The sequence below is a fragment of the Microbacterium phoenicis genome, assembly GCF_047302325.1.
GTDB lineage: Bacteria > Actinomycetota > Actinomycetes > Actinomycetales > Microbacteriaceae > Microbacterium.
In genome coordinates, this window is sequence record NZ_CP154849.1 from 2,033,607 (window position 1) to 2,055,939 (window position 22,333).

General features: G+C 68.3%; 26 protein-coding genes. 6 read left to right on the forward strand and 20 right to left on the reverse strand.

Going from position 1 to position 22,333, the window contains the following annotated elements:
- Window positions 1–8: 8 nt before the first annotated feature.
- The 8 genes from ABCU91_RS09970 to rpsP all read right to left on the reverse strand — a co-directional run bounded on the left by ABCU91_RS09970 (window position 9) and on the right by rpsP (window position 4,538).
- Window positions 9–668, reverse strand: a complete 660-nt coding sequence (locus ABCU91_RS09970; protein WP_406924568.1) for a ribonuclease HII — start codon at window positions 666–668, stop codon at window positions 9–11.
- The gene (gene lepB, locus ABCU91_RS09975) at window positions 668–1,408 is read right to left on the reverse strand and encodes a signal peptidase I (protein ID WP_406924159.1); all 741 of its coding nucleotides are present in this window, start codon (window positions 1,406–1,408) and stop codon (window positions 668–670) included. The genes ABCU91_RS09970 and lepB overlap by 1 nt, the downstream gene beginning before the upstream one ends.
- 135 nt (window positions 1,409–1,543) lie before the next feature.
- A complete protein-coding gene (gene rplS, locus ABCU91_RS09980) occupies window positions 1,544–1,891 on the reverse strand; it encodes a 50S ribosomal protein L19 (protein WP_065572175.1) in 348 nt (115 codons plus the stop codon).
- Between the two features lie 168 nt (window positions 1,892–2,059).
- Window positions 2,060–2,527, reverse strand: coding sequence for an MFS transporter permease (locus ABCU91_RS09985; protein WP_413353559.1), 468 nt, complete (start codon window positions 2,525–2,527; stop codon window positions 2,060–2,062).
- Between the two features lie 46 nt (window positions 2,528–2,573).
- The gene (gene trmD, locus ABCU91_RS09990) at window positions 2,574–3,284 is read right to left on the reverse strand and encodes a tRNA (guanosine(37)-N1)-methyltransferase TrmD (protein WP_413353560.1); all 711 of its coding nucleotides are present in this window, start codon (window positions 3,282–3,284) and stop codon (window positions 2,574–2,576) included.
- A 1-nt stretch (window position 3,285) separates the two neighbouring features.
- The gene (gene rimM, locus ABCU91_RS09995; RefSeq protein ID WP_406924156.1) at window positions 3,286–3,891 is read right to left on the reverse strand and encodes a ribosome maturation factor RimM; all 606 of its coding nucleotides are present in this window, start codon (window positions 3,889–3,891) and stop codon (window positions 3,286–3,288) included.
- Window position 3,892: 1 nt separating this feature from the next.
- Window positions 3,893–4,123, reverse strand: a complete 231-nt coding sequence (locus ABCU91_RS10000; protein WP_018188045.1) for an RNA-binding protein — start codon at window positions 4,121–4,123, stop codon at window positions 3,893–3,895.
- Window positions 4,124–4,127: 4 nt separating this feature from the next.
- Complete coding sequence (gene rpsP, locus ABCU91_RS10005; RefSeq protein ID WP_133399687.1) at window positions 4,128–4,538, reverse strand: 30S ribosomal protein S16; 411 nt, start codon at window positions 4,536–4,538, stop codon at window positions 4,128–4,130.
- Window positions 4,539–4,723: 185 nt separating this feature from the next.
- Here rpsP and ABCU91_RS10010 point away from each other — a divergent pair, with 185 nt between their 5' ends.
- The gene (locus tag ABCU91_RS10010; protein ID WP_413353561.1) at window positions 4,724–5,881 is read left to right on the forward strand and encodes a glutamate--cysteine ligase; all 1,158 of its coding nucleotides are present in this window, start codon (window positions 4,724–4,726) and stop codon (window positions 5,879–5,881) included.
- Between the two features lie 6 nt (window positions 5,882–5,887).
- On the opposite strand, the gene ffh is transcribed toward ABCU91_RS10010, so the two are convergent.
- The gene (gene ffh, locus ABCU91_RS10015; protein WP_413353562.1) at window positions 5,888–7,438 is read right to left on the reverse strand and encodes a signal recognition particle protein; all 1,551 of its coding nucleotides are present in this window, start codon (window positions 7,436–7,438) and stop codon (window positions 5,888–5,890) included.
- Between the two features lie 12 nt (window positions 7,439–7,450).
- Complete coding sequence (locus tag ABCU91_RS10020) at window positions 7,451–8,032, reverse strand: TetR/AcrR family transcriptional regulator (protein WP_406924153.1); 582 nt, start codon at window positions 8,030–8,032, stop codon at window positions 7,451–7,453.
- Between the two features lie 58 nt (window positions 8,033–8,090).
- Here ABCU91_RS10020 and lipB point away from each other — a divergent pair, with 58 nt between their 5' ends.
- The 3 genes from lipB to ABCU91_RS10035 all read left to right on the forward strand — a co-directional run bounded on the left by lipB (window position 8,091) and on the right by ABCU91_RS10035 (window position 10,178).
- Window positions 8,091–8,732 (forward strand): lipoyl(octanoyl) transferase LipB, encoded by a 642-nt coding sequence (lipB, locus tag ABCU91_RS10025; protein WP_413353563.1) that lies wholly within the window; start codon window positions 8,091–8,093, stop codon window positions 8,730–8,732.
- 26 nt (window positions 8,733–8,758) lie between these two features.
- Window positions 8,759–9,724: a lipoyl synthase gene (gene lipA, locus ABCU91_RS10030; protein WP_413353564.1), complete on the forward strand. Its 966-nt coding sequence runs from the start codon at window positions 8,759–8,761 to the stop codon at window positions 9,722–9,724.
- Window positions 9,725–9,848: 124 nt separating this feature from the next.
- Entirely contained in the window at window positions 9,849–10,178 is a 330-nt protein-coding gene (locus ABCU91_RS10035) for a hypothetical protein (RefSeq protein WP_413353565.1), read from the forward strand.
- 3 nt (window positions 10,179–10,181) lie between these two features.
- On the opposite strand, the gene ABCU91_RS10040 is transcribed toward ABCU91_RS10035, so the two are convergent.
- The 4 genes from ABCU91_RS10040 to smc are packed head-to-tail and all read right to left on the reverse strand — an operon-like array spanning window position 10,182 to window position 15,344.
- Window positions 10,182–10,682, reverse strand: a complete 501-nt coding sequence (locus ABCU91_RS10040) for a DUF2004 domain-containing protein (protein WP_065570437.1) — start codon at window positions 10,680–10,682, stop codon at window positions 10,182–10,184.
- A 44-nt stretch (window positions 10,683–10,726) separates the two neighbouring features.
- A complete protein-coding gene (gene ftsY, locus ABCU91_RS10045; protein ID WP_413353566.1) occupies window positions 10,727–11,599 on the reverse strand; it encodes a signal recognition particle-docking protein FtsY in 873 nt (290 codons plus the stop codon).
- Between the two features lie 28 nt (window positions 11,600–11,627).
- Complete coding sequence (locus ABCU91_RS10050) at window positions 11,628–11,792, reverse strand: excalibur calcium-binding domain-containing protein (protein ID WP_413353567.1); 165 nt, start codon at window positions 11,790–11,792, stop codon at window positions 11,628–11,630.
- 48 nt (window positions 11,793–11,840) lie between these two features.
- Window positions 11,841–15,344 carry a chromosome segregation protein SMC gene (gene smc / locus ABCU91_RS10055; protein WP_413353568.1) on the reverse strand — a complete coding sequence of 1,168 codons (3,504 nt, stop codon included), beginning with the start codon at window positions 15,342–15,344 and terminating at the stop codon, window positions 11,841–11,843.
- Between the two features lie 423 nt (window positions 15,345–15,767).
- Here smc and ABCU91_RS10060 point away from each other — a divergent pair, with 423 nt between their 5' ends.
- Together ABCU91_RS10060 and ABCU91_RS10065 are read left to right on the forward strand one after the other, a co-directional pair.
- Complete coding sequence (locus tag ABCU91_RS10060) at window positions 15,768–16,025, forward strand: hypothetical protein (RefSeq protein ID WP_413353569.1); 258 nt, start codon at window positions 15,768–15,770, stop codon at window positions 16,023–16,025.
- A gap of 60 nt (window positions 16,026–16,085) precedes the next feature.
- On the forward strand, window positions 16,086–17,174 hold the full coding sequence (locus ABCU91_RS10065; RefSeq protein WP_413353570.1) for an N-acetyltransferase family protein: 1,089 nt from the start codon (window positions 16,086–16,088) through the stop codon (window positions 17,172–17,174).
- On the opposite strand, the gene mutM is transcribed toward ABCU91_RS10065, so the two are convergent.
- The 6 genes from mutM to ABCU91_RS10095 form a co-directional block, all read right to left on the reverse strand.
- Window positions 17,171–18,085, reverse strand: a complete 915-nt coding sequence (gene mutM / locus ABCU91_RS10070; RefSeq protein WP_413353571.1) for a bifunctional DNA-formamidopyrimidine glycosylase/DNA-(apurinic or apyrimidinic site) lyase — start codon at window positions 18,083–18,085, stop codon at window positions 17,171–17,173. The two genes, ABCU91_RS10065 and mutM, sit on opposite strands and share 4 nt — an antisense overlap.
- Window positions 18,086–18,091: 6 nt before the next feature.
- Window positions 18,092–18,784, reverse strand: a complete 693-nt coding sequence (rnc, locus tag ABCU91_RS10075; RefSeq protein WP_413353572.1) for a ribonuclease III — start codon at window positions 18,782–18,784, stop codon at window positions 18,092–18,094.
- Window positions 18,785–18,794: 10 nt separating this feature from the next.
- Entirely contained in the window at window positions 18,795–19,004 is a 210-nt protein-coding gene (rpmF, locus tag ABCU91_RS10080) for a 50S ribosomal protein L32 (protein ID WP_018188062.1), read from the reverse strand.
- A 2-nt stretch (window positions 19,005–19,006) separates the two neighbouring features.
- A complete protein-coding gene (locus ABCU91_RS10085) occupies window positions 19,007–19,510 on the reverse strand; it encodes a YceD family protein (protein WP_413355396.1) in 504 nt (167 codons plus the stop codon).
- A 113-nt stretch (window positions 19,511–19,623) separates the two neighbouring features.
- Entirely contained in the window at window positions 19,624–20,121 is a 498-nt protein-coding gene (gene coaD, locus ABCU91_RS10090; protein ID WP_406924145.1) for a pantetheine-phosphate adenylyltransferase, read from the reverse strand.
- A 42-nt stretch (window positions 20,122–20,163) separates the two neighbouring features.
- Window positions 20,164–22,311, reverse strand: a complete 2,148-nt coding sequence (locus tag ABCU91_RS10095; protein ID WP_413353573.1) for an ATP-dependent DNA helicase RecG — start codon at window positions 22,309–22,311, stop codon at window positions 20,164–20,166.
- Window positions 22,312–22,333 lie beyond the last annotated feature (22 nt).

A 22,333-nucleotide genomic window follows, 5' to 3' on the forward strand; every position in this document is an offset into this window, starting at 1 on the left:
TCGCAGACCTAGAACAGGGTGGGGGCGGCCGCGATGGACCATGACGCGCGGTGGTGAGCACTGAGCCCGTGGCTCTCGATCGCGGCACGGTGCTCCGCGCTCGCATACCCTTTGTTGCGGGACCAGCAGTAGACCGGTGCCTGCTCGTCGAGATCCCCCATGTACTCGTCGCGCGCGACCTTCGCGATGACGGATGCCGCCGACGCAGACGCGCAATCACGGTCGGCCTTGATGACGGGCCGAACACCCCGCCCGACGGACGCGATCGGCGTGATGTAGTCGTGGTTACCGTCGAGGATCACGAGCGCGTCCTCGACCTCCACCCCCTGCGCCCGAAGGTCGTCGATCGCCCGCACGGCGGCGAGCCCCAGGGCGCGGATGATGCCCACCTCGTCGACCTCGCCGGCTGTCGCCCACCCCACCGCATGGGCCGGCACCCAGGCACGCGCTCGCTCCGCCACGCCAGCACGGCGCGGTTCCACGATGAGCTTCGAGTCGCGCAGCCCTTCGGGTACGCGTCGACGGCTGAAGGCGGCATCCGCAGCCACCGCTCCCACGGCGACCGGACCCGCGAGCGCCCCGCGGCCGACTTCGTCGCACGCGATGACGAGGGTGTGTTCGCGCAGGAGACGCCGCTCGAGGGTGAGCGTCGGAGCGACGGCCGCCATCATGGCGCAGGAACCCCGCGGAAGACTTCGTGGTGGAAATCGATCGTGCCGAACCTGTCGAACGGCCACGTGATGAGGAACGCGCGTCCGACGATGTTGTCGATGGGCACGAAGCCATGTCCCGGCTGCTCCTGCTGGTACCGGGAGTCCTGCGAATTGTCCCGGTTGTCACCGAGCACCCACACCGATCCTTCCGGCACGGTGACGTCGTAATCGAACTCGTCAGGCGCGGACTGCGACGGGCTCAGCGCCACATAAGGCGTCTCATCGATCGGAACATCGTTGACCGTCACCTGACCGAGCGTGTTGCAGCAGACGACGTGATCGCCCGGCAGTCCGATGACCCGTTTGATCAGGTGATCCTCGCTGTCCGACGCGGACAGCCCCACGAGCGAGCCGAGCCAGTCCACGGCAGCCGTCAGCGGCGGCTCCTCGGGGCGATACGTCGTGGGCAGCCACCCGCCAGGGTCCTTGAACACGACGACATCCCCGCGTTCGTAGTCGCCGAACCGCGGCGTGAGCTCGTCGACGAGGATGCGATCCCCCTTCAGGAGCGTGTTCTCCATCGAGCCGGAGGGGATGTAGAACGACCGGACGAGGAACGTCTTCACGAGGAACGACACGAGGATCGCGACCAGCAGGATCACGAGCACGTCGCGGATGAAGGGCCAGGGTCCCCGGCGTCGGGGACGTGCGCGGACGTCGCTGTCGAGAGCGGACGACGGGGAGTCGGTGGTCATGCTGTCCTTCACCGGTGCCGGGGTTCGGCGACCGGTATCCAGCGTCGCACATGACGTGCGCGCGGAGCATCGAAACACCCGGGAACGAAAGATGCCCCGGGACCGAAGTCCCAGGGCATCCCTTCGGAGAGGCGCTCAGCGGTCGCGCTTCTCCTTGATCTTGGCCTTCTTGCCGCGCAGCTCGCGCAGGTAGTACAGCTTCGCGCGACGGACGTCACCGCGGGTGACGACCTCGATGTGGTCGATGACGGGGCTGTGCACGGGGAACGTGCGCTCCACGCCGACCTGGAAGCTGATCTTGCGAACGGTGAACGTCTCGCGGACGCCATCACCCGAGCGACCGATGACGACACCCTGGAACACCTGGATACGCGAGCGGTTGCCTTCGGTGATGTTGACGTGCACCTTGACGGTGTCGCCGGCGTTGAAGACGGGGATGTCGGAGCGCAGCGAGGCTGCGTCGACGGAGTCGAGGATCTGCATGATCATCACTTCCTGCGACCGCCCCAGGTCGACCGCGAGAGTTAGAGGAGAAAGGATGCGGTGCCCCGTCGGTGCCGATGCGGCTCCGAACTCCCCTGAGGCAGAGATCTGTCAGGGCACAAGCGTCCATTCTGCCATGGATGCCGACCCCCGCCAAACACGCACGGATCAGCGCAGCGGGTCGCGCTTCTCCTCGAGGATCACGACCGTCGGGTCCGCTTGCGGACCGCGTGCCGGCGCGGTGTAGCGGCGCAGGATGACGGACGGACGAGCCTCCTGGAACAGCTGCCACAGCGACGACCAGAACACCGCGAAGAAGACGAGGGTGGCGCCGATCAGCAGCGGCCAGAACCAGGCTTGGCTGAAGAACCCCACGAGGATGGTCAGAGCGTGCCAGAGGCCGACCCCGGCGACATCCCACCACGACAGCGCCCGCGTGTGACGTACCGTTCCACGCGACCGGACAAGGAGCGTCAGGACGAGTTGCCCCACCAACACAGACGGGATGGCGATGACGATCACCCATGCCAGGGCCCATCCCCCGGCATCCGAAGCGATCCAGCCGATCAACAGCCACAGCGGCAGGATGACGGCGCTCGGCAGCAACCAATGGAACAGTCCGCGACGCAGTGGCATCCTCCGATGCTACGCCGCCGGGGCTGGGCGATCCCGGAGAGGAGGCTCAGTCGGCCAGCAGGTCGGGCCGCCGCGCGCGGGTGCGCTCCACCTGCTGGTCACGGCGCCACTGGGCGACGCGACCGTGGTGCCCGCTCAACAGGACGTCCGGCACGTCGTACCCACGCCAGGAGCCCGGCTTCGTATAGGACGGGTACTCGAGGAGTCCGTCTTCGTGGGACTCCTCGACGAGGCTCTCGGGGTTTCCCACGACTCCCGGCACGAGCCGCGCGACGGCCTCGATCATCGCCATCGCCGCCACTTCGCCGCCGTTGAGCACGTAGTCGCCCAGGCTGACGAGGCGGACCCGGCCGAGGGTCGCTGCATACGAGAAGACTCGTTCATCGATGCCTTCGTACCGCCCGCATCCGAAGACGATGTGGTTTTCGGCGCTCCACTGGCGGGCCGTCGCCTGCGTGAACCGCTCCCCCGCCGGCGACGGGAACACGAACAGGGGCCCGGATGCCGGATCCCCCGCGCCGTCGTCCGGTCGAGACGCGATTTCATCGAGGGCGAGGCCCCACGGTTCGGGCTTCATGACCATGCCGGCACCGCCGCCGTAGGGGGTGTCGTCCACGGTCCGGTGCCGGTCGGTGGCGTGGTCGCGGAGATCGTGCACGCGGATGTCCAGCAGGCCGGCGCCGCGCGCGCGCCCGAGCAGCGAGACTTCGAGGACGTCGAAGAACGCGGGGAAGATCGTGACGACGTCGATGCGCACGTCAGGACCCGGCGGTACCCTCGTCGCCCGATTCTGCGGGCGAGTCGTCCTCGGCGGTCAGGTCTTCGAACAGACCTGCCGGCGGCGTGACGACGAGTCGTCCGGCGGCCATGTCGACCTCGGGGACGATGGCCTTCACGAACGGGACGAGGACCTCGCGGTCCTCCCCGCCGGTGAGCTGGACGCCGAGCAGATCCTGTGCCGGGAAGTGGTCGACACGGGCGACCCGTCCCACGACCTCACCGTCCCGGACGACATCCAGGCCGACGAGTTGGTGGTCGTACCAGGCGTCGTCCTCGACGACCGGGGCTGTCGGATCCTGATCGATCCAGAGGATCGCGCGAACGAGGGACTCCGCGCCGTCGCGGTCCTCGACCCCGTCGAGGAAGACGACCGGGTGGGAGTTCATCCACTTGAACTCGCGCACCGTCACGGTCTTCCCGTGCCACGGCGAGGACTCCGGGACCTGCAGTGTGAAGACCGCACCGGGCACGAAACGGCCGTCGGGGTCATCGGTGTACAGCTCGAGCTTGAGGGCGCCCTTGAGCCCGTGTGCCTTGACGAGACGGCCGACACGCAGCTGCGTCCGAGCCGGGTTGACCGACACGTCAGTCGTCCGCCACGTCGACGCGGACGCGCGAGCCGTCTGCCAGGGCGGAGATGAGGGTGCGCAGGGCCTTCGCCGTGCGTCCGCCGCGCCCGATCACACGACCCCGATCATCGGGGTGCACACGCACCTCGAGCACCTCGCCGCGAGGCGAGGAGCTGGAAGCGATGGTGACGTCGTCCGGGTGATCAACGATCCCCTTGACGATGTGTTCGAGCGCGGCGGCCAGCAAGGTCTTACTCGGACTCGGTCGCGTCGGCGGCCTCGGCGTCGGCGGCAGGCGCCTCGGCCTTCTTCTCCGCCTTCGGCTTGATGACCGACTTCTTCGACGAGTCGAGCTCGAAGGGGGCCTTCGGCTCGGCGGTCTTCACGGTCGAGACCGCGTCCTTGTCGCCCTTGAACTTGCCCCAGTCGCCCGTGAGCTTGAGGATGGCGGCGACCTGCTCGGTCGGCTGAGCACCGACGGAGAGCCAGTACTGCGCGCGCTCCGAGTCGACCTCGATGAACGAGGGCTGCTCGGTGGGGTGGTACTTGCCGATCTCCTCGATGACGCGGCCGTCGCGCTTGGTGCGCGAGTCGGCGACGACGATGCGGTAGTACGGCGCACGGATTTTGCCCATGCGCTTCAGACGGATCTTGACAGCCACAATTCTCCTGAATGGTGTTGCGAGTGATGATGAACGTCGCCTGGAGCGTGGGGTGCACACCCGGCGGGAGCTCTGCGGTGGACCTCCGAGCCGGATAGAGGGTCGGGCAAGGCGGTCCAACCGTCCATTCTGCCAGATGGAGAGGGATGCCGCGAACCGCCGCACCGGCGTGCCACACTGAGCCCATGACGGTGACCTTCGCCACATCCGCTCGTTCGTCCGTCGGGATCGAATGGGAGATCATGCTGGCCGACCGGTCGACCGGCGACCTCGTCCCCGCGGCTCCCGGCATCCTGGATCAGATCGAGGAGCAGACCCGCCACGAGCGTCACACCGTCACCGGAGAACTGCTGACCAACACGATCGAAGTGACGAGCGGGGTCGGTGACACCGTCGCCGCCGCCGTCGACGACATCGGCGACGCCATCGACCTGATCCGTACGGTCACCGACCCGCGCGACATCGAACTCCTGTGCGCCGGCAGCCACCCGTTCGCCCGCTGGTACGACCAGCAGGTGACGGACAAGACCCGGTACCACAAGCTCATCGAGCGCACGCAGTGGTGGGGGCGAAACATGATGATCTGGGGCATCCACGTCCACGTCGGGGTCGAGGACGTGTCGAAGGTCATCCCCATGATCAACGCACTCTCCGCCTATCTCCCCCATCTGCAGGCGCTCTCCGCGTCCAGCCCGTTCTGGGCGGGCGACCGAACCGGCTACGCGTCGAACCGCGCGCTCGTGTTCCAGCAACTCCCGACGGCGGGACTCCCCTGGCCGCTCGAGACCTGGGCCGAGTACGAGGCCTACCTCGCCGACATGGAGCGGACGGGCGTCATGGCGGACGCCACCGAGGTGCGGTGGGACATCCGTCCCGCTCCCCGATGGGGGACGATCGAGATCCGAGCGTGCGACGGGATGTCCACGCTTCCCGAGCTCGCCGCCGTCGCCGCGCTCGTGCAGGTGCTGGCGGAGCACTTCTCCCGGATGATCGACGAGGGCATGCCGTTGCCGACGATCCAGCCCTGGTTCGTCCGCGAGAACAAATGGCGCGCAGCCCGCTATGGCATTGACGCCGACATCATCGTCGACCGCGAGGGACGTCAACGACCCGTCGCCGAACACCTCCGCGAGCTCGTGGAGTCCCTCTCTCCCATCGCATCCGAACTCCACTGCGCGAAGGAGTTCGCCGGCATCGCCCAGATCCTGGATCAGGGCGCGAGCTATCAGCGTCAGATCCGAGTGGCGGATGCCGCCGACGGAGACCTCCGCGAGGTCGTGCATCACCTCATCCGGGAGTTCCGGGGCGGCCCGAGCCTCCGCGAGGTCGTCTCGGTCGGCTGAGACCGGTCAGCTCTTCCCGAAGAGCTTCTGGATCTCGGCGAGGTCCGCCTCGGTCGGCTCCGTCGGCGAGCCGAGGCCGAAGCCCGACCCGGATGCCGCCGTCGCCGCCGCCGAAAGACCGGCGTTCTCGGCCGCCCGCCTTGCGGGATTGCCCGACCGGGAGCCCCCGCTGCTCTTCTGCTTCTTCCCACGCTTGCTGGACGCGCCGGGCTTTCCGCCGACGGCGCCCATTCCGGGCATGGAGGGGACGCCACCGCGAGCGACCGTCTTCATCATCTTCGCGGCCTGATCGAAGCGCTGGACGAGCTGGTTGACGTCGGTGACGGTCATGCCCGACCCCCGCGCGATGCGGAGGCGGCGCGAGCCGTTCAAGACCTTCGGATTGCGACGCTCGATCGGCGTCATCGAGCGGATGATGGCCTCGGTGCGATCGATCTCGCGCTCGTCGAAGTTCTCGATCTGCTGCTTCATCTGGCCCATGCCCGGCAGCATGCCGAGCATCTTCTTCATCGAGCCCATCTTGCGGACCTGCTGAAGCTGCTCGAGGAAGTCCTCGAGCGTGAACTGCTCCGTCGCGAGCTTCTCCGCGACGCGCTGGGCCTCTTCTTCGTCGAACGCCTGCTGAGCCTGCTCGATGAGGGTGAGGATGTCACCGAGGTCGAGGATGCGGCTCGCCATGCGGTCGGGGTGGAAGGGCTCGAGGTCGTCGAGGCCTTCACCCGTCGAGGCGAAGATGATCGGGCGCCCGGTGACCGACGCGACGGAGAGTGCAGCGCCACCTCGGGCGTCGCCGTCGAGCTTGGACAACACGACGCCCGTGAAGTCGACGCCGTCCTGGAACGCCTTGGCCGTGTTGACGGCATCCTGACCGATCATCGCGTCGATGACGAACAGGACCTCGTCGGGCGCCGTGGCCGTGCGGATGTCTGCTGCCTGCTTCATGAGCTCGGCGTCCACACCGAGACGGCCGGCGGTGTCGATGATGACGGTGTCGAACTGCTGGCGACGAGCATGCTCGACTCCGTCGCGGGCGACCTTCACGGGGTCGCCGACGCCGTTGCCCGGCTCGGGGGCGTAGATGGCGGCACCGGCGCGCTCCGCGACGACGGTGAGCTGGTTCACGGCGTTCGGGCGCTGCAGGTCGCACGCGACGAGCAGAGGCGTGTGGCCGTCCTTCTCGAGCTGCTTGGCGAGCTTGCCGGCGAAGGTCGTCTTACCGGAACCCTGCAGCCCCGCGAGCATGATGACGGTGGGCGGCTGCTTGGCGAACTGCAGGCGACGCTGCTCACCGCCGAGGATCGCGACGAGCTCCTCGTTGACGATCTGGACGACCTGCTGAGCGGGATTCAGTGCGCGGCTGACCTCGTCGCCGAGCGCGCGGTCGCGCACCTTGCCGGTGAACTCTTTGACCACCTGGAGCGCGACGTCAGCGTCGAGCAGGGCGCGACGGATCTCACGCACGGTGCCGTCGACGTCGGCGGGCGACAGCTTTCCCTTCGTGCGGAGGTTGCGGAAGGTCTCGGTGAGACGATCGGAGAGGGTGCCGAAGGTAGCCATGATGACTCGAGTTTAGTCGAGCGGGAGCGCCCGCCCGGCGCCTCGGGCAGGCAGCGTGATCGCGGCTACGCCAAGGGCACCCTCGAGCTCGTCGGAGAGCGAGGCCCGGCCAGCGCCGGCGCGTGCCCAGCGCTCGATGGCGATCATCACGGCCTCGGCGTGGGCAGCGCCGCAGACCGCGGCAGCCACCTGCTCCGCACCATGCGCGACGAGGGATGCCGAGACCACCGCGGCGATCCGCGCACTGCGGACCGCCGCGCCCCGCTCCAATTCATCCACCAGGCCCATGGCGTGAGCATTGACCAGGGCGAGGGCGAGGCTGTCGGGCTGGAGATCTCGACACATGGACATCAGAGCCGCCGCCGGGTCCTCCACCGGCGCGCCTGCCCGCAGCGTCTCGATCCGACCGTCGAGCGAGGACCAGAGGATGGCTTCCTTCGACTCGAAGTAGTTGAAGAAACTCGACCTGCTGACCCCCGCGCGCGCCGAGATGTCCGTGATCGATGTCGCGTCGAAACCGCGCTCGAGGAAGAGTTCGCACGCCGCCTCCGACAACACCTCGCGAGACGACGCGCGGGGCCGACCGGTCGTCATGACGTCAGCCTATCGGGGGCGTATTGTTGCACGCAGTCCAACAACGCGAGAGGCCCTCATGATCGAAATCCGCACCGTCGGCATGGCGCCCGACCTCGTCCCCTACCGTGACGGCTGGGCGCTCCAGCGCGAGCTCCACGCCGACATCGTGAACGGGAGCCGCGGCGACACGCTTCTCCTTCTGGAGCACGAGGCCGTCTACACGGCCGGAGCGCGCACGGCCCCAGACGAGCGCCCCGTCGACGGCACGCCGGTCATCGATGTCGACCGCGGGGGGAAGATCACCTGGCACGGTCCGGGCCAGCTCGTCGGCTACCCCCTCGTCCGCCTCCCGGAGCCGGTCGATGTCGTGGCGCACGTCCGCCGACTCGAGGACGTTCTCATCCGCGTCGCACGAGCGCTCGGTGTCGACGGAAAACGCGTCGACGGGCGAAGCGGGGTCTGGGTCGATCACGCCGGCGCGACAGCGAAGCTCGCCGCCATCGGCGTCCGAGTGCAGGGCGGGGTCACGATGCACGGGTTCGCGCTGAACTGCGACAACTCCCTCGAACCGTTCTCTCGGATCATCCCGTGCGGGATCGCCGACGCCGGCGTCTCGACGCTGTCGTCGCTCCTCGGCCGCGACGTAGCCCCCTGCGATGTCCTTCCCACGGTGGCATCCGCTTTCGCAGCGGAGTTCGGCGCGGAGGTGGCGGCGTGAGCGCGGCCGGTCCCGATGGCCGGCGGATGCTCCGCCTCGAAGTGCGCAACGCGCAGACCCCCATCGAGCGCAAGCCCGAGTGGATCCGCACGAAGGCGCGCATGGGACCCGAATACCAGGAGCTGCAGGCCCTCGTGAAGGACGAGGGACTCCACACGGTCTGCCAGGAAGCGGGGTGCCCCAACATCTTCGAGTGCTGGGAGGACCGGGAGGCGACGTTCCTCATCGGCGGTTCGCAGTGCACGCGTCGATGCGACTTCTGTCAGATCGACACCGGAAAACCCGCCGACTACGACACGGATGAGCCCCGCCGCGTCGCGGAGAGCGTCACGCGCATGCGCCTGCGATACGCAACCGTCACGTGCGTGGCCCGCGACGATCTGCCCGACGGCGGTGCGTGGCTCAACGCCGAGACCGTGCGCCAGATCCACGCGACGAACGCGGGAACAGGCGTGGAGCTGCTCGCCACGGACTTCAACGGCGACCCCGAACTCCTCGACGTCGTCTTCGCCTCGCGACCCGAAGTCTTCGCCCACAACGTCGAGACCGTTCCCCGGATCTTCAAGCGCATCCGCCCCGCCTTCCGGTACGAACGGTCCTTGGGTGTCCTCACGCGGGCGCGGGATGCCGGATTGATCACGAAATCCAACCTCATCCTGGGCATGGGCGAGGAACGGCACGAGGTCGAGGAGGCGCTGCGCGATCTCCACGCTGCGGGGACCGACATCATCACCTTGACGCAGTACCTGCGTCCGTCGCCCCGACACCTGCCGGTGGCGCGATGGGTGACCCCCCAGGAGTTCGTCGAACTCAGAGAGCTCGCCGAATCGATCGGCTTCCTCGGCGTGCTCGCAGGACCGCTCGTCCGTTCGTCGTACCGCGCAGGTCGGCTGTGGGCGCGGTCGATGACGTCCAAGGGCCGCGACATCCCCATTGAGTTCGCGCACCTGGCGGAAGAGGCCGCTGCCGAGGGGTTCGCGCAGGCCGTCTGATTCCTCCACAGGCGCCGGGCGGCGGCATCCGTCCACCGGGACCGCCGTTTCCGCAGGCGCGGAGTGCTCCCGCTCGTACTTTCGTGGTGCCGGACCGACCGGCACCACGAACGGAAGAGCCCTCATGCGCACTCCTCTCGCCCTCACCGCCCTACTCGGAGCCGCGATCGCGGTCGCCGCGGCGCTCCCCCAGACCCACGGGGCGCAGCTCCCGGCCGAGCCGGCTGCCGACACCGTGGTCTCCGTCACGGGTGACGCCGCGAACGGGTTCGAGATCACCTACTACGACGGATCCGGAGAGTATCCCCCTACCGACTCCGAGGCCATGGCGGAATGCGCCGAGTACGAGACGCGGATCGAGCGGGTCAGATGCCGAGCCGAGGTGCGGACCTGGTACCGAGACCTGGCCGCATTGCGTGATGCCCTCGACTGGGCGCACGCGTCACGCGGTTGATGCTCAGTCTGCGCTGGTCACGGACTGCACGGCCCCCGCGACATCGAGGTTGACCAGGAGGACGTCGTCGGTCGAGTCGGGATCGAGCGCATACTCGAGGACCGCGAAGGGGTCCTTGCCGCTGTGCTCGTCGGCGAGGATCGTCATGCTCATCAGTTGAAGGGAACGGATCACGTCCATGTGCGTGTCGCCCGAGACATCGACGAGGAGGTCCTCGATGTCCTCCCCCAGCATCTCCTGCTGCTGCAGAATGAATTCGGTCACCTCGCTGGTGCGGTCGTCGAGCTCCGACACCATCGCGTTCCGCGCGCGGAGGTCGATGGTCTCCAGCGCGGCGATCATCGCAGCGGCGACGTCGAGCGCTTCGATGGACACGTCGTCCTGATCGGGCGCGGTGAGATCGACGGTCACCCGCTGATCACCGAAGTCGACGACTTCCGACCAGAAGATCGACCCGTCGGGTCCGGACTCCAGAAGTCCGAAGTAGTCGTGCTCGATCGCCATGCGTCAATGAAACCAGCCTTGACGGCCCTGCGCGACCGCTCGGGTCAATCCACCAGGGCTGAAGCGAACACGTGCGGCGTGAAACCGGTCAGATCTCCGATGCCCTCGCCCTGTCCGAGGAGCTTCACGGGGATGCCGGTGCGCTCCTGCACGGCGAGGACGAAGCCTCCGCGAGCCGAGCCATCGAGTTTCGTCAGGACGAGACCTGTCACGCCGGCGTGCTCGAGGAATGCCTCGGCCTGCATGACCCCGTTCTGACCCGTCGTGGCGTCGAGGACGAGGAGCACCTCACTGATGGGTGCCTGCTTCTCGATCACGCGGCGGATCTTCGTGAGCTCGTCCATGAGCCCGGCTTTCGTGTGAAGACGCCCCGCAGTGTCGACGAGGACGATCTCGGTGCCGGTGCGGATCGCGTGGTCGATCGTCTGGAAGGCGACGGATGCCGGGTCCTGACCCTCCTGCTGAGGACGCACGATGGCCGCACCCCCGCGCTCGGCCCACGTTGCGAGCTGATCGACCGCGGCCGCGCGGAAGGTGTCTGCAGCCCCCACCACGACGCTCCGTTCGAACCGGCGCAGGTAGGCGGCGAACTTGCCGATCGTCGTCGTCTTGCCCACGCCGTTGACCCCGACCACGAGGACGACTGCGGGGCGTTCGCTGAGGCGGAGGGTGGTGTCGAACTTGGCGAAATGCTCCTCGAGCGTTTCCCGCAGCATGCGCTGGAGGTCCTTCGGATCGGTCGTTCGGAACCGCTCCACCTTGTCGCGGAGCTCGTCGATGATGCGTTCGGTGATGTCCGGACCGAAGTCGGCCGTCAGGAGTGCCGTCTCGAGGTCATCCCATGTCGTCTCATCGATCGTCGGTTTGACGAACAGGCCGCGCAGCGCGCGACCGAGTGACCAAGAGCTCTCCGCCATGCCCCCAGGCTAGTTGACCCGATCAGCCCTACTCGCAGGCGATGCCGTCCTTGTCGCGGTCCATCTTGCTGTTGGCGTTGTACAGGGCCGTCGAGAACGTGGGGCTTCGCCGCCGGAGCCACTCGCGTCGCGCTGACGGATGCCGTCGGCACGGGTGCCGCGGACGCCACCGAGGGCGCGCCCACCAGAGCACCCGCCACGACAGACCGAGGACGCGGCCCCGGTGCAGAGCCCATGGCTCTCAGACGGCGGCCCGCTCGCGGACGCGTTGGCCCACCACGGCCGATACACCGTCCTGACGCATCGACACGCCGTAGAGCGCATCCGCGATCTCCATCGTCCGCTTCTGATGAGTGATCACGATCAGCTGGCTCGATTCCCGGAGTTGCTCGAAAACGCCGAGCAGCCGCCCGAGGTTGGCGTCGTCGAGCGCAGCCTCCACCTCGTCCAGGATGTAGAACGGACTCGGACGCGCCTTGAAGATCGCCGTCAGAAGCGCGACCGCGGCAAGTGAACGTTCTCCGCCCGACAGCAGCGAGAGCCGCTCGATCTTCTTGCCGACCGGTCGCACCGCGACGTCGATGCCCGTCGTCAGCGGGTGATCGGGATCGGTGAGGGAGATGGACCCCGTCCCGCCGGGGAACAGGATCGGGAAGACCTCACCGAACGCCGTTCGCGTGTCCTCGAACGCGGCGAGGAAGATGGTCTGCATCCGCTCGTCCAGCTCCTCGATGATCGTGAGCAGATCGGTGCGTGTACGCACGAGGTCATCGAGCTGCGCCGTCAGGAAGGAATGTCGCTGCTCGAGCGCGGCGAACTCCTCGAGAGCGAGCGGGTTGACCCGGCCGAGCTGAGCGAGTTTGCGCTCCGCGTCATGGAGACGCTTCTGCTGGGTCGCGCGGTCGAATACTGCGGAATCCTCGCCGGACTCTTGCGGAATCGCCACGTCCGGACCGTATTCCGCGAGGAGAATATTGTCGTCGAAGCCGAGTTCGGACTGGACCCTGTCGAGCAGGCTCTGCACGTGGAGACGCTTCTCGTGCATCTGCAGTTCCAGCCCGTGGACGGACTCCGTCACGCGTGAGAGGCGCTCCCGCGCCTGTCCGTCCTCACGCCGGAGCTGCGCGAGCTCCGCGGTCAGGGCCGTGCGGGTCTGCTCCGCACGTTCCAGCTCGACCCGCGCCTGGGCGGTCGAACGGTCGATCGAGTCCAGCACGGGCGGCAGCGCCGTCACGACCTCGGACGCGATCGTGCGCTGAGCACGACGGACGACGGCACGACGCGCGGCCGCTTCTGCCGCCGCACGTTCCTTCTCGCGCTGACGCTCGAGCTGGACCACGCGCGCCTCCGCCGCGCGGACGCGCTCCCGCAGCGTCTCGACATCCAGACGCGTGTCCATCTCCCGAGCGCGGGCAGCCTCGAGCGCATCCAGGAGGCCATCCCGAGCCGACGCATCGAGGATCGGCCGGGGAGTCTCCTCCGCGGCACTGAACGCCTCCCGCGCCGTCCCCGCAGCCGTGTCGGCATCCCGCGCAGCAGCCTCCGCCTGTCGGACTCCGGCCTCCAAGCGTTCGCACTCGGCGATGGCGGCCTCGAGGCGAACCGTCGCACGGTTGAACTTCTCCGCCTGCGCCGCGCGCTCCGAGTCGTGCTCCCGCAATGCGGTCAGCGACTCGCGTGTCCGCTGGCGGGCGGCATCCCACGCGGACTGCGCCTCGTCGAGGGCCTCGCGCAGGGAGTCGGCGATGACCGAGACCTCCGTCAGCCGCTCCCGGGCAGCGTCGCGCTCGGCCGCGAGCTCCAGACGCGATCGAGACTGTCCCGAACCCGCCTGGAGGGTGCTCGCGGTGACGGTCTCCCCTGCGCGGGTGACGGCGACGATGCGGCTGCCTGCGCGGGCAGCGCTCCGGCACGCGGCGAAGGCGCCGTCGATGTCATCGGCGATGGCGACGCCCCCCAGCGCTGCCCGCACGCCCGCGGGCGCGTCCACCACGTCAGCCGCCCACGTCCACTCCCCGTCGAGGTGCGGTTCACGTGAATCCGGTCCATCCATCAAGGCGATGTCGACAGCGCCCAGATCGTGGTCCCGAGCGGTCGTGATGACCGTCCGCGCCGTCTCGAGGTCGTCCACGAGCACACCGTCCGCGAGGGCTCCGAGGGCGGCAGCTACCGCGGCTTCGTACCCCGCAGTCACGCGGATCGCATCGCTGACGATGCCCCGGATGCCGGCGCCGCCCCGCTCGACGACGGCCGCAGCGGCGTTCCGGATGTCCAGCGCGCGACCCAGTGCAGCCGTCTCGGCCAGCAGGGACTCGCGCTCGCGCTCCGCCGCGTGCAGCCGCTCGCGAATCGATCCCAGTTCGCGCTCGGCGTCGGTTGCATCCCGCTGGGCGCGTTCATACGCAGCCGTGTACTCGACGGCGGAATCCTCCGGCGTCTCCGCAGCCGGGGTGATCTCCGCCAATGCGGATTCCGCCTCGGAGCGACGCTGTTCGGCCGCGTCGAGCGCCTTCTGCTGGCGTTCGACGGTTGCGCGCAGAGCCTCCGCCTTCGACGCGGCCGCCTCCGCGCGGCCGCGCAGAGAGGCGAGGCGCATGTCGTGTTCCGACACGAGCGCGCTCTGCGCGGCGATGTCGGTGTCGAGTGCATCCAGGTCGGCGCGGGACCTGATGACATCACGCGCAGCCGCGGCTGCGGCATCCTGAGCTGTGCCGAGACCGGAGCCGATCTCGTCGATCTCGCTTCGCGCCTCGTCGATGACGGCTTGCGTCACCGTGGCGCTCGCGTCGGGAGCCTCTCCGTCGTCCTCGAGGAGCGTCAGTCGTTGCCCGGCGAGCGAGTAGAGACCCCGCAGGCGTTCTTGCACACGACCGAGCTCGAAGGTGACGGCGCGGGCGCTGTCGACCGCTTCCGCCCGCTGGTCGTTCTCGAGCTCATCGATCCGACGACGGAATCCGTCGGCGCGATCCTGCAGAACGAGACGCTCGGCGTGGCGCTCCTGTTCGTTGCGGGAATGGTCCGCGAGTTCCGTGCGCAGACGCGCCAGTTCGTCGGCGTAGAGGCGCGCCTTCGCATCGCGCACCACCGCAGCGATCGATGCCGCCTCGCGGGCGATCTCCGCTTGTTTGCCGAGGGGTTTGAGCTGGCGACGCAGTTCACCGGCGAGATCACTCAGCCTCGTCAGGTTCGCTTCCATCGCCTCGAGCTTGCGGAGGGTCTTCTCCTTGCGGCGGCGATGCTTGAGGATGCCGGCCGCTTCCTCGATGAATCCGCGGCGATCCTCGGGGCTCGCCTGGAGGACGGTATCGAGTCGGCCCTGTCCGACGATGACGTGCATCTCTCGACCAAGGCCGGAATCGCTCAGGAGCTCTTGCACGTCGAGGAGACGGCAGGTCTCACCGTTGATCGCGTACTCGCTGGAGCCGTTGCGAAACAGCGTCCGGCTGATGGTGACTTCGCTGTACTCGATCGGCAGGACACCGTCCGCGTTGTCGATCGTCAGCTGCACTTCGGCGCGACCGAGCGGGCCACGCGTCGCGGTGCCAGCGAAGATGACATCTTCCATCTTGCCGCCGCGGAGAGTCTTCGCGCCCTGCTCACCCATCACCCAAGCGAGGGCATCGACGACGTTCGACTTGCCCGACCCGTTGGGTCCCACGATGCAGGTCACCCCCGGTTCCAGGGCGAAGGTCGTCGGTTGGGCGAAGGATTTGAACCCCTTGAGCGTCACGCTCTTCAGGTGCATGCGGGGCCTCCGGGGTCGTCGTCCCGTCCACGCTAGCGGACGAATCACGGACGCCACTTGACGGCGCGCCCGGGGCGGCGCTAGTGTCAGGGCTCGCGTCAGAAGTCTGAGAAAGGAGGTCCCCGACATGATTACTCGCATGATGCCCACCGGAGAAGCGTTCACCGCGTTCCCGTTCGCAGGGGGGACCGTCTCCTTCGACGCCGTAGCGGACACCCGCGCCCTCACCGGCCGCTGACCACGGCGCCCGTGAGCTCCGTCTTCTGACGGATGACCGCGTCGGACCCGCTCGGACTCTTCGTCCCTCCCCGCCGTGTGCGGCGGCCCTCGAGGCCCGCCCACGGTCGTGCTCTCTCGTGCTGCGGCACGATCCCCGCCGCGCCCGCGGCACAACCCACTGCAACGATCGAAACGAGATCACTCATGCGCACTCTCACCGCGCCGCAGCGCACAACGGCGGTCCTCGCCGCGCTGCAGCATCCGACCCCGACGGGGCCCGGTCCCCGTCAGACGTTCATCGACCGACTCGCCCTCCGGATCGCGCTGGCGCTGCTCCTGTGGAGCACCCGCCCCGGCGCGAACCGGGAGGAGATCGAGGCTCGACACCGCGAGAGCCTCGCTCGCCGCGAGCGGGAAGCCGAGTGGGACCGCCGCCGCGCGTTCCTCGGCCCCCGCCTTTGATCCCGTCCGGGGCTGCGACACCGTCGCGGCCCCGGACCCACACACGTCAGGAGCACGATCATGACCACCCCCGACTACGAGATTCGGCCGCTCATCGTCCCCACCTCGCTCGACGCACCGGACGCGAAGGACTTCATCGCGATGGTCGGCGTCCGCAATGAGATCTACCGCGAGATCAGTGCGAACGATGATGAAGCCGCGACTCCGGCACAGCTGCTGCCCCACTTCCAGGAGGACCCCGACAACGACAAACACAGCTGGATCGTCCTCGTCGACGACGAGGTGGCCGGACGCGTCATCGTCGACATCCCCGCCGAGGAGGGATCACAGGTCGCGTTCTGGACGGTCGAACTCCTCGAGCGCGTCCAGGGCAGGGGAATCGGCTCCGACCTTCTCGAGCTCGTCGAGGAGACCGCGCGCCGAGCAGGACGAACAGTCCTGGAATCCTGGGCGGAGCACCCGGAACCGGCGCAAGGCGTGTCGGTCACACGGCTCCCCGCGCCGACCGGGTTCGGCACCATCCCACAGGACCGTCCGGCGCGGTACTACCTGCGCCACGGGCACACCCTCGAACAGGTGGACCGCAAGAGCATCCTCGACCTGGATGCCTCGCTCGCGACCACCCGCGAACTGTTGGCGGATGCCGAGTCCCACTCGGCCGGGTACCGCGTCGAACAGTGGCTGCTCCCCATTCCCGCGCAGTACCGCGAGAGTTTCGCCTGGGCGAAGTCCCGCATGTCGACGGATGCCCCCACGGCCGGCCTCGAGGTGGATGAGGAGAAGTGGGATCTCGATCGCCTCGATCGTCACGAGGCGCGCTACCTGGACGCCGGTCAGACGGTCCTGATCACTGCAGCGGTCCACGAGGCCACCGGCGATGTCGTCGCCTTCAACGAGCTCTGCTCGGGAGCCGACCCGACCGCGACCACGCAGCAGATGGACACCCTGGTGCTCCGAGAGCACCGTGGTCACCGTCTGGGGCAGCTCATCAAGTGCGCGGGAATCCTGCGGTGGCGAGAGATCGCACCCGAGTCACGCCGGATCATCACCTGGAACGCCGAGGAGAACCGGCCGATGCTGAGCATCAATGAGGCGATCGGGTTCGTCCCCACCGCCTACATCGGCGCCTGGAAGAAGGTGCTCGCCTAGGCTCGGCGCTGGCACTTCGGGCAGTAGTGGCTCGACCGGTTGGTGAAGCTCACCCTGACGATGGGCGTCCCGCATCGAGGACATGGTTCCCCCGTGCGACCGTACGCGTTCAGCGAGTGGGCGAAGTAGCCGGCCTGACCGTTGACGTTCACGTACTGCGCGTCGAAGCTCGTTCCGCCCTCGGCGAGTGCCCGGTGCAGAACCGCCCGGACCTCGCCGAGGAGGCGCCCGAGTGACCGAGACGAGAGATCGTGGCCGAGGCGCTCAGGGTGCAGCCGTGATGCCCAGAGCGCCTCGTCGGCGTAGATGTTGCCGACGCCGCTCACGACGGTCTGGTCGAGGAGTACCCGTTTGATCGCGGAACGAGTGCGGAGCACCGCGCGCCGGAAAGCGTCCTCGTCGAAGGCCGGATCGAGCGGATCGCGCGCGATGTGCGCGACCTGGCTCGGCACCAGCGCGACGCCGCTCCCCCGCCCGCCGGCCGCACCATCAGGCGTGGGGTCCAGACGATCAACGGCCAGAGATCCGAACGTGCGCTGATCGACGAAGACGACGGCCAGATCTCCGTGTTCCGGATGCCGTACGTCGAGCCGGATGCGCTCGTGTCGCAGCGGCGGGGTCCCGGACTCTCGGAGGAGCATCTGACCGCTCATACCGAGGTGGCCGACGATCGCCTCAGGCTCACGGTCAGTCCCCACCGTGGTCGCCGCCAGCGGCATCCACAGGAACTTGCCGCGACGGACGACACCGTCGACGCGTCGACCGGTGACCCGGGATTCGAAGTCGGCGGCGTCGCCCGCGTGCCGTGTCAACGCTCGTTCGTCCGAGACGGTCACGGCGTCGATCCGCGAGCCCGCCAGAGCCGGTTCGAGGCCTGCGCGGACGACCTCGACCTCAGGCAGCTCGGGCATGGCGCCTCACGGCTGCGACGACAGCTCGCGCCAGACGGCGAGGGCAGCCGCCATCTCGGCCTGCTTCTTGCTGGAGCCGCCCCCGGTGCGCGAGACGTCGCCGACGGCGACCGTTGCGGTGAAGACACGATGGTGATCGGGCCCGGCGGCATCCACGCTGTATGTCGGTGCCGACATCCCGCGCCGTGCCGCGAGCTCCTGGAGCGCGGTCTTCGGGTCCATCGCTGCGCCGTACCGCTCCGGGTCGGCCATCAGCGGCGAGACGAGACGGAGCACGAGCGCGGTCGCTTCGTCGATGCCTGCGGAGAGGTAGGCGGCACCGATGAGTGCTTCGGTCGTGTCCGCGAGGATGGAATCCTTGTCGCGGCCGCCGGTCTGATCTTCACCTCGCCCCAGTCGCAGGTGGGCGCCGAGGCCCATGCCGCGAGCCACTTCTGCGAGGGCGACGGTGGATACGACGCTCGCGCGCCTCTTCGCCAGCGAGCCTTCGTCCAGCTCTGGATGCGACCGGTAGAGGTGCACCGTCACGGCCATGCCGAGGATCGAATCGCCGAGGAACTCCAGCCGCTCGTTGTGAGCGATCCCGCCGTGCTCGTACGCATACGAGCGATGGGTGAGCGCAAGCGACACAAGCTCGGGGTCGATATCGACCCCGAGCTTGTGTGTGAGTACCGAGTGATCGGTCACTGCGTCGGTCACGACGCGGCGATCAGATGTCGGCGACCTTGCGGCCCTTGTACTCGAGGAACAGCTCCGTGCCCTGCGAGTCGGTGACGACCTTCGCCTGGTGGGGACGGCTGTAGACGACCTTGCCGTTCTCGATGGTCTTGACGAGCGTGGGGGCCTCGGCCTTCCACTGCGCGCGACGCGAACGGGTGTTGGAGCGGGAGACCTTCCGCTTCGGGGGGTTACCTGCCATGGTCAGCTCTTCTCTGTGTCGTCGGCGGCGGGGCGTACTGCCTCGTCGTCGTGGTCTGTGGATGGGGCCGACAAGGCGGCCAGCGCAGTCCAGCGCGGGTCGATCTGAGTCTCCGGTACCGGTGCTTCGGTCAGCTTCTCGCCCGTGTTCGGATCGAGTCCGGGGCAGTCCGGCTGACACACCGGCTGGAACGGAAGCGACAGGACGATCGCATCCCTGACACCTGTTTCAAGATCCACGTGGTCGTCTTGAACCTGGAAGTCAGTCGCTTCGTCCCCAGAATACCCGAAGAGCTCCTGAAACTCGACTTGGAGCGGGCGTGTCAGGTCCATGAGGCACCGGCTGCACTGCCCCTCGTACGTCGCCGTGATGTCCGCAGTGACCAGGATCCCCTCGTGGACCGATTCGAGCCGGGCGTCGACATGGACGTCGCTCCCCTGGTCGACCCACGCCAGCCCCTCGCCCCACTTCTCGGGTGCCGGGACCGTCACCTCGAACTCGCGCATCTCCCCGGGTGCTCGGACGATGTCCCGAACGGGGAGGACGAAGGGACCGCTGTTCACACGCTTTCTGACCACGGTCGTCCATGCTACGCGTGACGGAGACCACGCGGGCCGGATCAGCCGGTGCGCGCACCGTTGTCGAGGAAGCGCGCGACGGGGCCGGGCACGAACGGGGACACATCGCCCCCGAGCGAGGCGACCTGACGGACGAGCGAACTGGACACAAGCGCGTGCGCGGGATCGGGCAGTAGGAAGACCGTCTCGATGTGAGCGAGATGACGGTTCACGATGGCCATCGGCGTCTCGTACGCGACGTCCACCTGCGACCGGATCCCCTTCACCAGCACGCCGGCGCCCACATCTGTCGCGTAATCCACGAGAAGTCCCACGCTCCAGGCGGCCACGACCACATCGCCCTCGATGCCTCCCTCCTCGATCGACTGCTCGAGGAGGGACAGACGCTGCGCGATCGGCAGCATCGCCTCTTTGCCGGGGTTGTGCACGACGAGGACGTGCAGCTGGTCGTACAGCGCTGCAGCCCTCCGGATGACGTCGAGATGCCCGAGGGTCGGAGGGTCGAAGGAACCCGGGACGACGGCGATCCGGTTGTTCATGCCGTCGAGCCTAACGACACCCTGCGCCTGCCGCGCCGCGACTCAGTTCTTTCCGAGTGCGGCGCGTTCGCGCTGACTCACCCGCCCGGCGATGGCGGCGGTGAGACCCGGCGCTCCGTCCAGGGTCGGGTCTTCCGCGAGCAGACGTTCCGCCTCGGCGCGAGCCGTGGCGATCAGGTCCGCGTCGGCGACGACACGAAGGAGTCGCAGGGAGGACCGGACGCCGGACTGCGCATCTCCGAGGACATCCCCCTCGCCGCGCAGATCGAGGTCGACTTCGGCCAGTTCGAAGCCGTCCGTCGTCGCCGTGACGGCTTCGACGCGCTGTCGCGCGGGTGTGAACGGGTCGGCCTCGGTCACCAGCAAGCAGAGCCCGGGGACCGAGCCGCGACCGACGCGACCTCGCAGCTGGTGCAGTTGGGATACGCCGAACCGGTCCGCTTCGAGGATCACCATCGTCGAAGCGTTGGGAACGTCGACGCCGACTTCGACCACGGTCGTGGCGACGAGTACGTCGATATCCCCGCGGGCGAAGGCCTGCATGACGGCATCCTTCTCGTCACCGGGCATCTTGCCGTGCAGGATCTCGACGCGGATGTCCCGGAAGTCGGGATGCCCCGCCAGCAGCGCTGCGGCCTGAACGACACCCCACCGGGTGCGGCCCGGCTCTTCCGTCTCGACCGATTCCTCGTCATCCGTGTCGGTCGCGGCGTCGATCGCCGGACACACCACGAAAGCCTGCCTTCCGAGACGCACCTCCTCAGCGACGCGCTCCCAGACGCGCGCGAACCATGCGGGCTTCTCCCCCACGGGAGCGACGAAGCTCGAGATCCCGGCCCTGCCGCCCGGCATGGTGCGGATGGTCGACACGTCGAGATCGCCGAACACGGTCATGGCGACGGTCCGCGGGATCGGCGTGGCCGTCAGGACGAGAACGTGCGGTGAGCTGCCCTTAGCGCGGAGCGTCTCTCGCTGATCGACGCCGAAACGGTGCTGTTCGTCGACGACGACGAGTCCCAGATCAGCGAACGTCGTGGACTGGCTCAGGAGGGCGTGCGTCCCCACCACGATGCGGGATTGCCCGGACGCCACGCGCAGGGCCGCGCGTCGGCGCTCGGCCGCGCCCAGCTGCCCGGTGAGCAGCGTCGGCATGAGCTCGGGTGCGAGCTCGGGGCCCAGCATCCGCGCCATGGAGCGCACGTGCTGAGCGGCCAGGACCTCCGTCGGGGCGATGAGCGCGGACTGCCCTCCGGACTGGGCGACCTGCAGCATCGCTCGCAAGGCGACGAGCGTCTTCCCCGAACCGACTTCGCCCTGCACGAGACGGTTCATCGGCCACGGGGCCACGAGGTCCGCGGCGATCCTGTCACCCACGGTCACCTGGTCGGGAGTGCGCTCGAAGGGCAGAGCGGCGTCGAATCGCGACAGGAGTTCACCGGAGGGCCGAGCGGTGGCCGACATCATCCGGACGAAGTGACGCTGCTGCAGGAGCGCCGCCTGCAGGACGAATGCCTCGTGCATCCGGAGCGTCTCCCGCGCCGGACCGATCTGGTCGAACGACTCCGGGTCGTGGATGCGGGTCAGCGCCATGCGGGCGTCGAGGAGGCCTTGCTCGGCACGGAAGGCGGCGGGCAGGGGTTCGGGGACGGCCCCGAGCTTGGGGAGCACCAGGTCCACGCACTTCTTGACCTGCCAGCTCGAGAGGGTGCTCGTCGCGGGGTAGATCGGGATCGGACGATTCCGCCACGCCTCCGCCGTGAGCCGGGCGGTTCCCTCGTCGTCGAAGAGCTGATAATCGGGATGCGTGAGCTGCTTCTGCCCGCGGTACTCCCCCACCTTGCCGGTGAAGATGCCCTGCCGACCGGCAGTGAGATCCTTCACGCGCCACGCTTGACCGAAGAACGTGAGCGACATGGTGCCCTCGCCATCGCCGATGACGACCTCGACGAGTTCTCCGCGGCGGCCTCGCATCTGCCTCGTCGACGCGGAGCGGACCTCGGCCACGATCGTCACGAGCTCGCCGACCGGGAGCGCCGCGATGGGTGTCAGCTCCCCGCGGCTCGCATACCGGCGCGGGTAGTGACCCAGCAGCTCCCCCACCGTGGTCATCTGGAAGGCGCGCTTGAGCCCTTTCGCCAGATTCTCGCCGACGGCCTCCGGGAGGGACGTGTCGAGCGAGTACGAGGCCATGCGACGAGTCTACGAGCGGGCG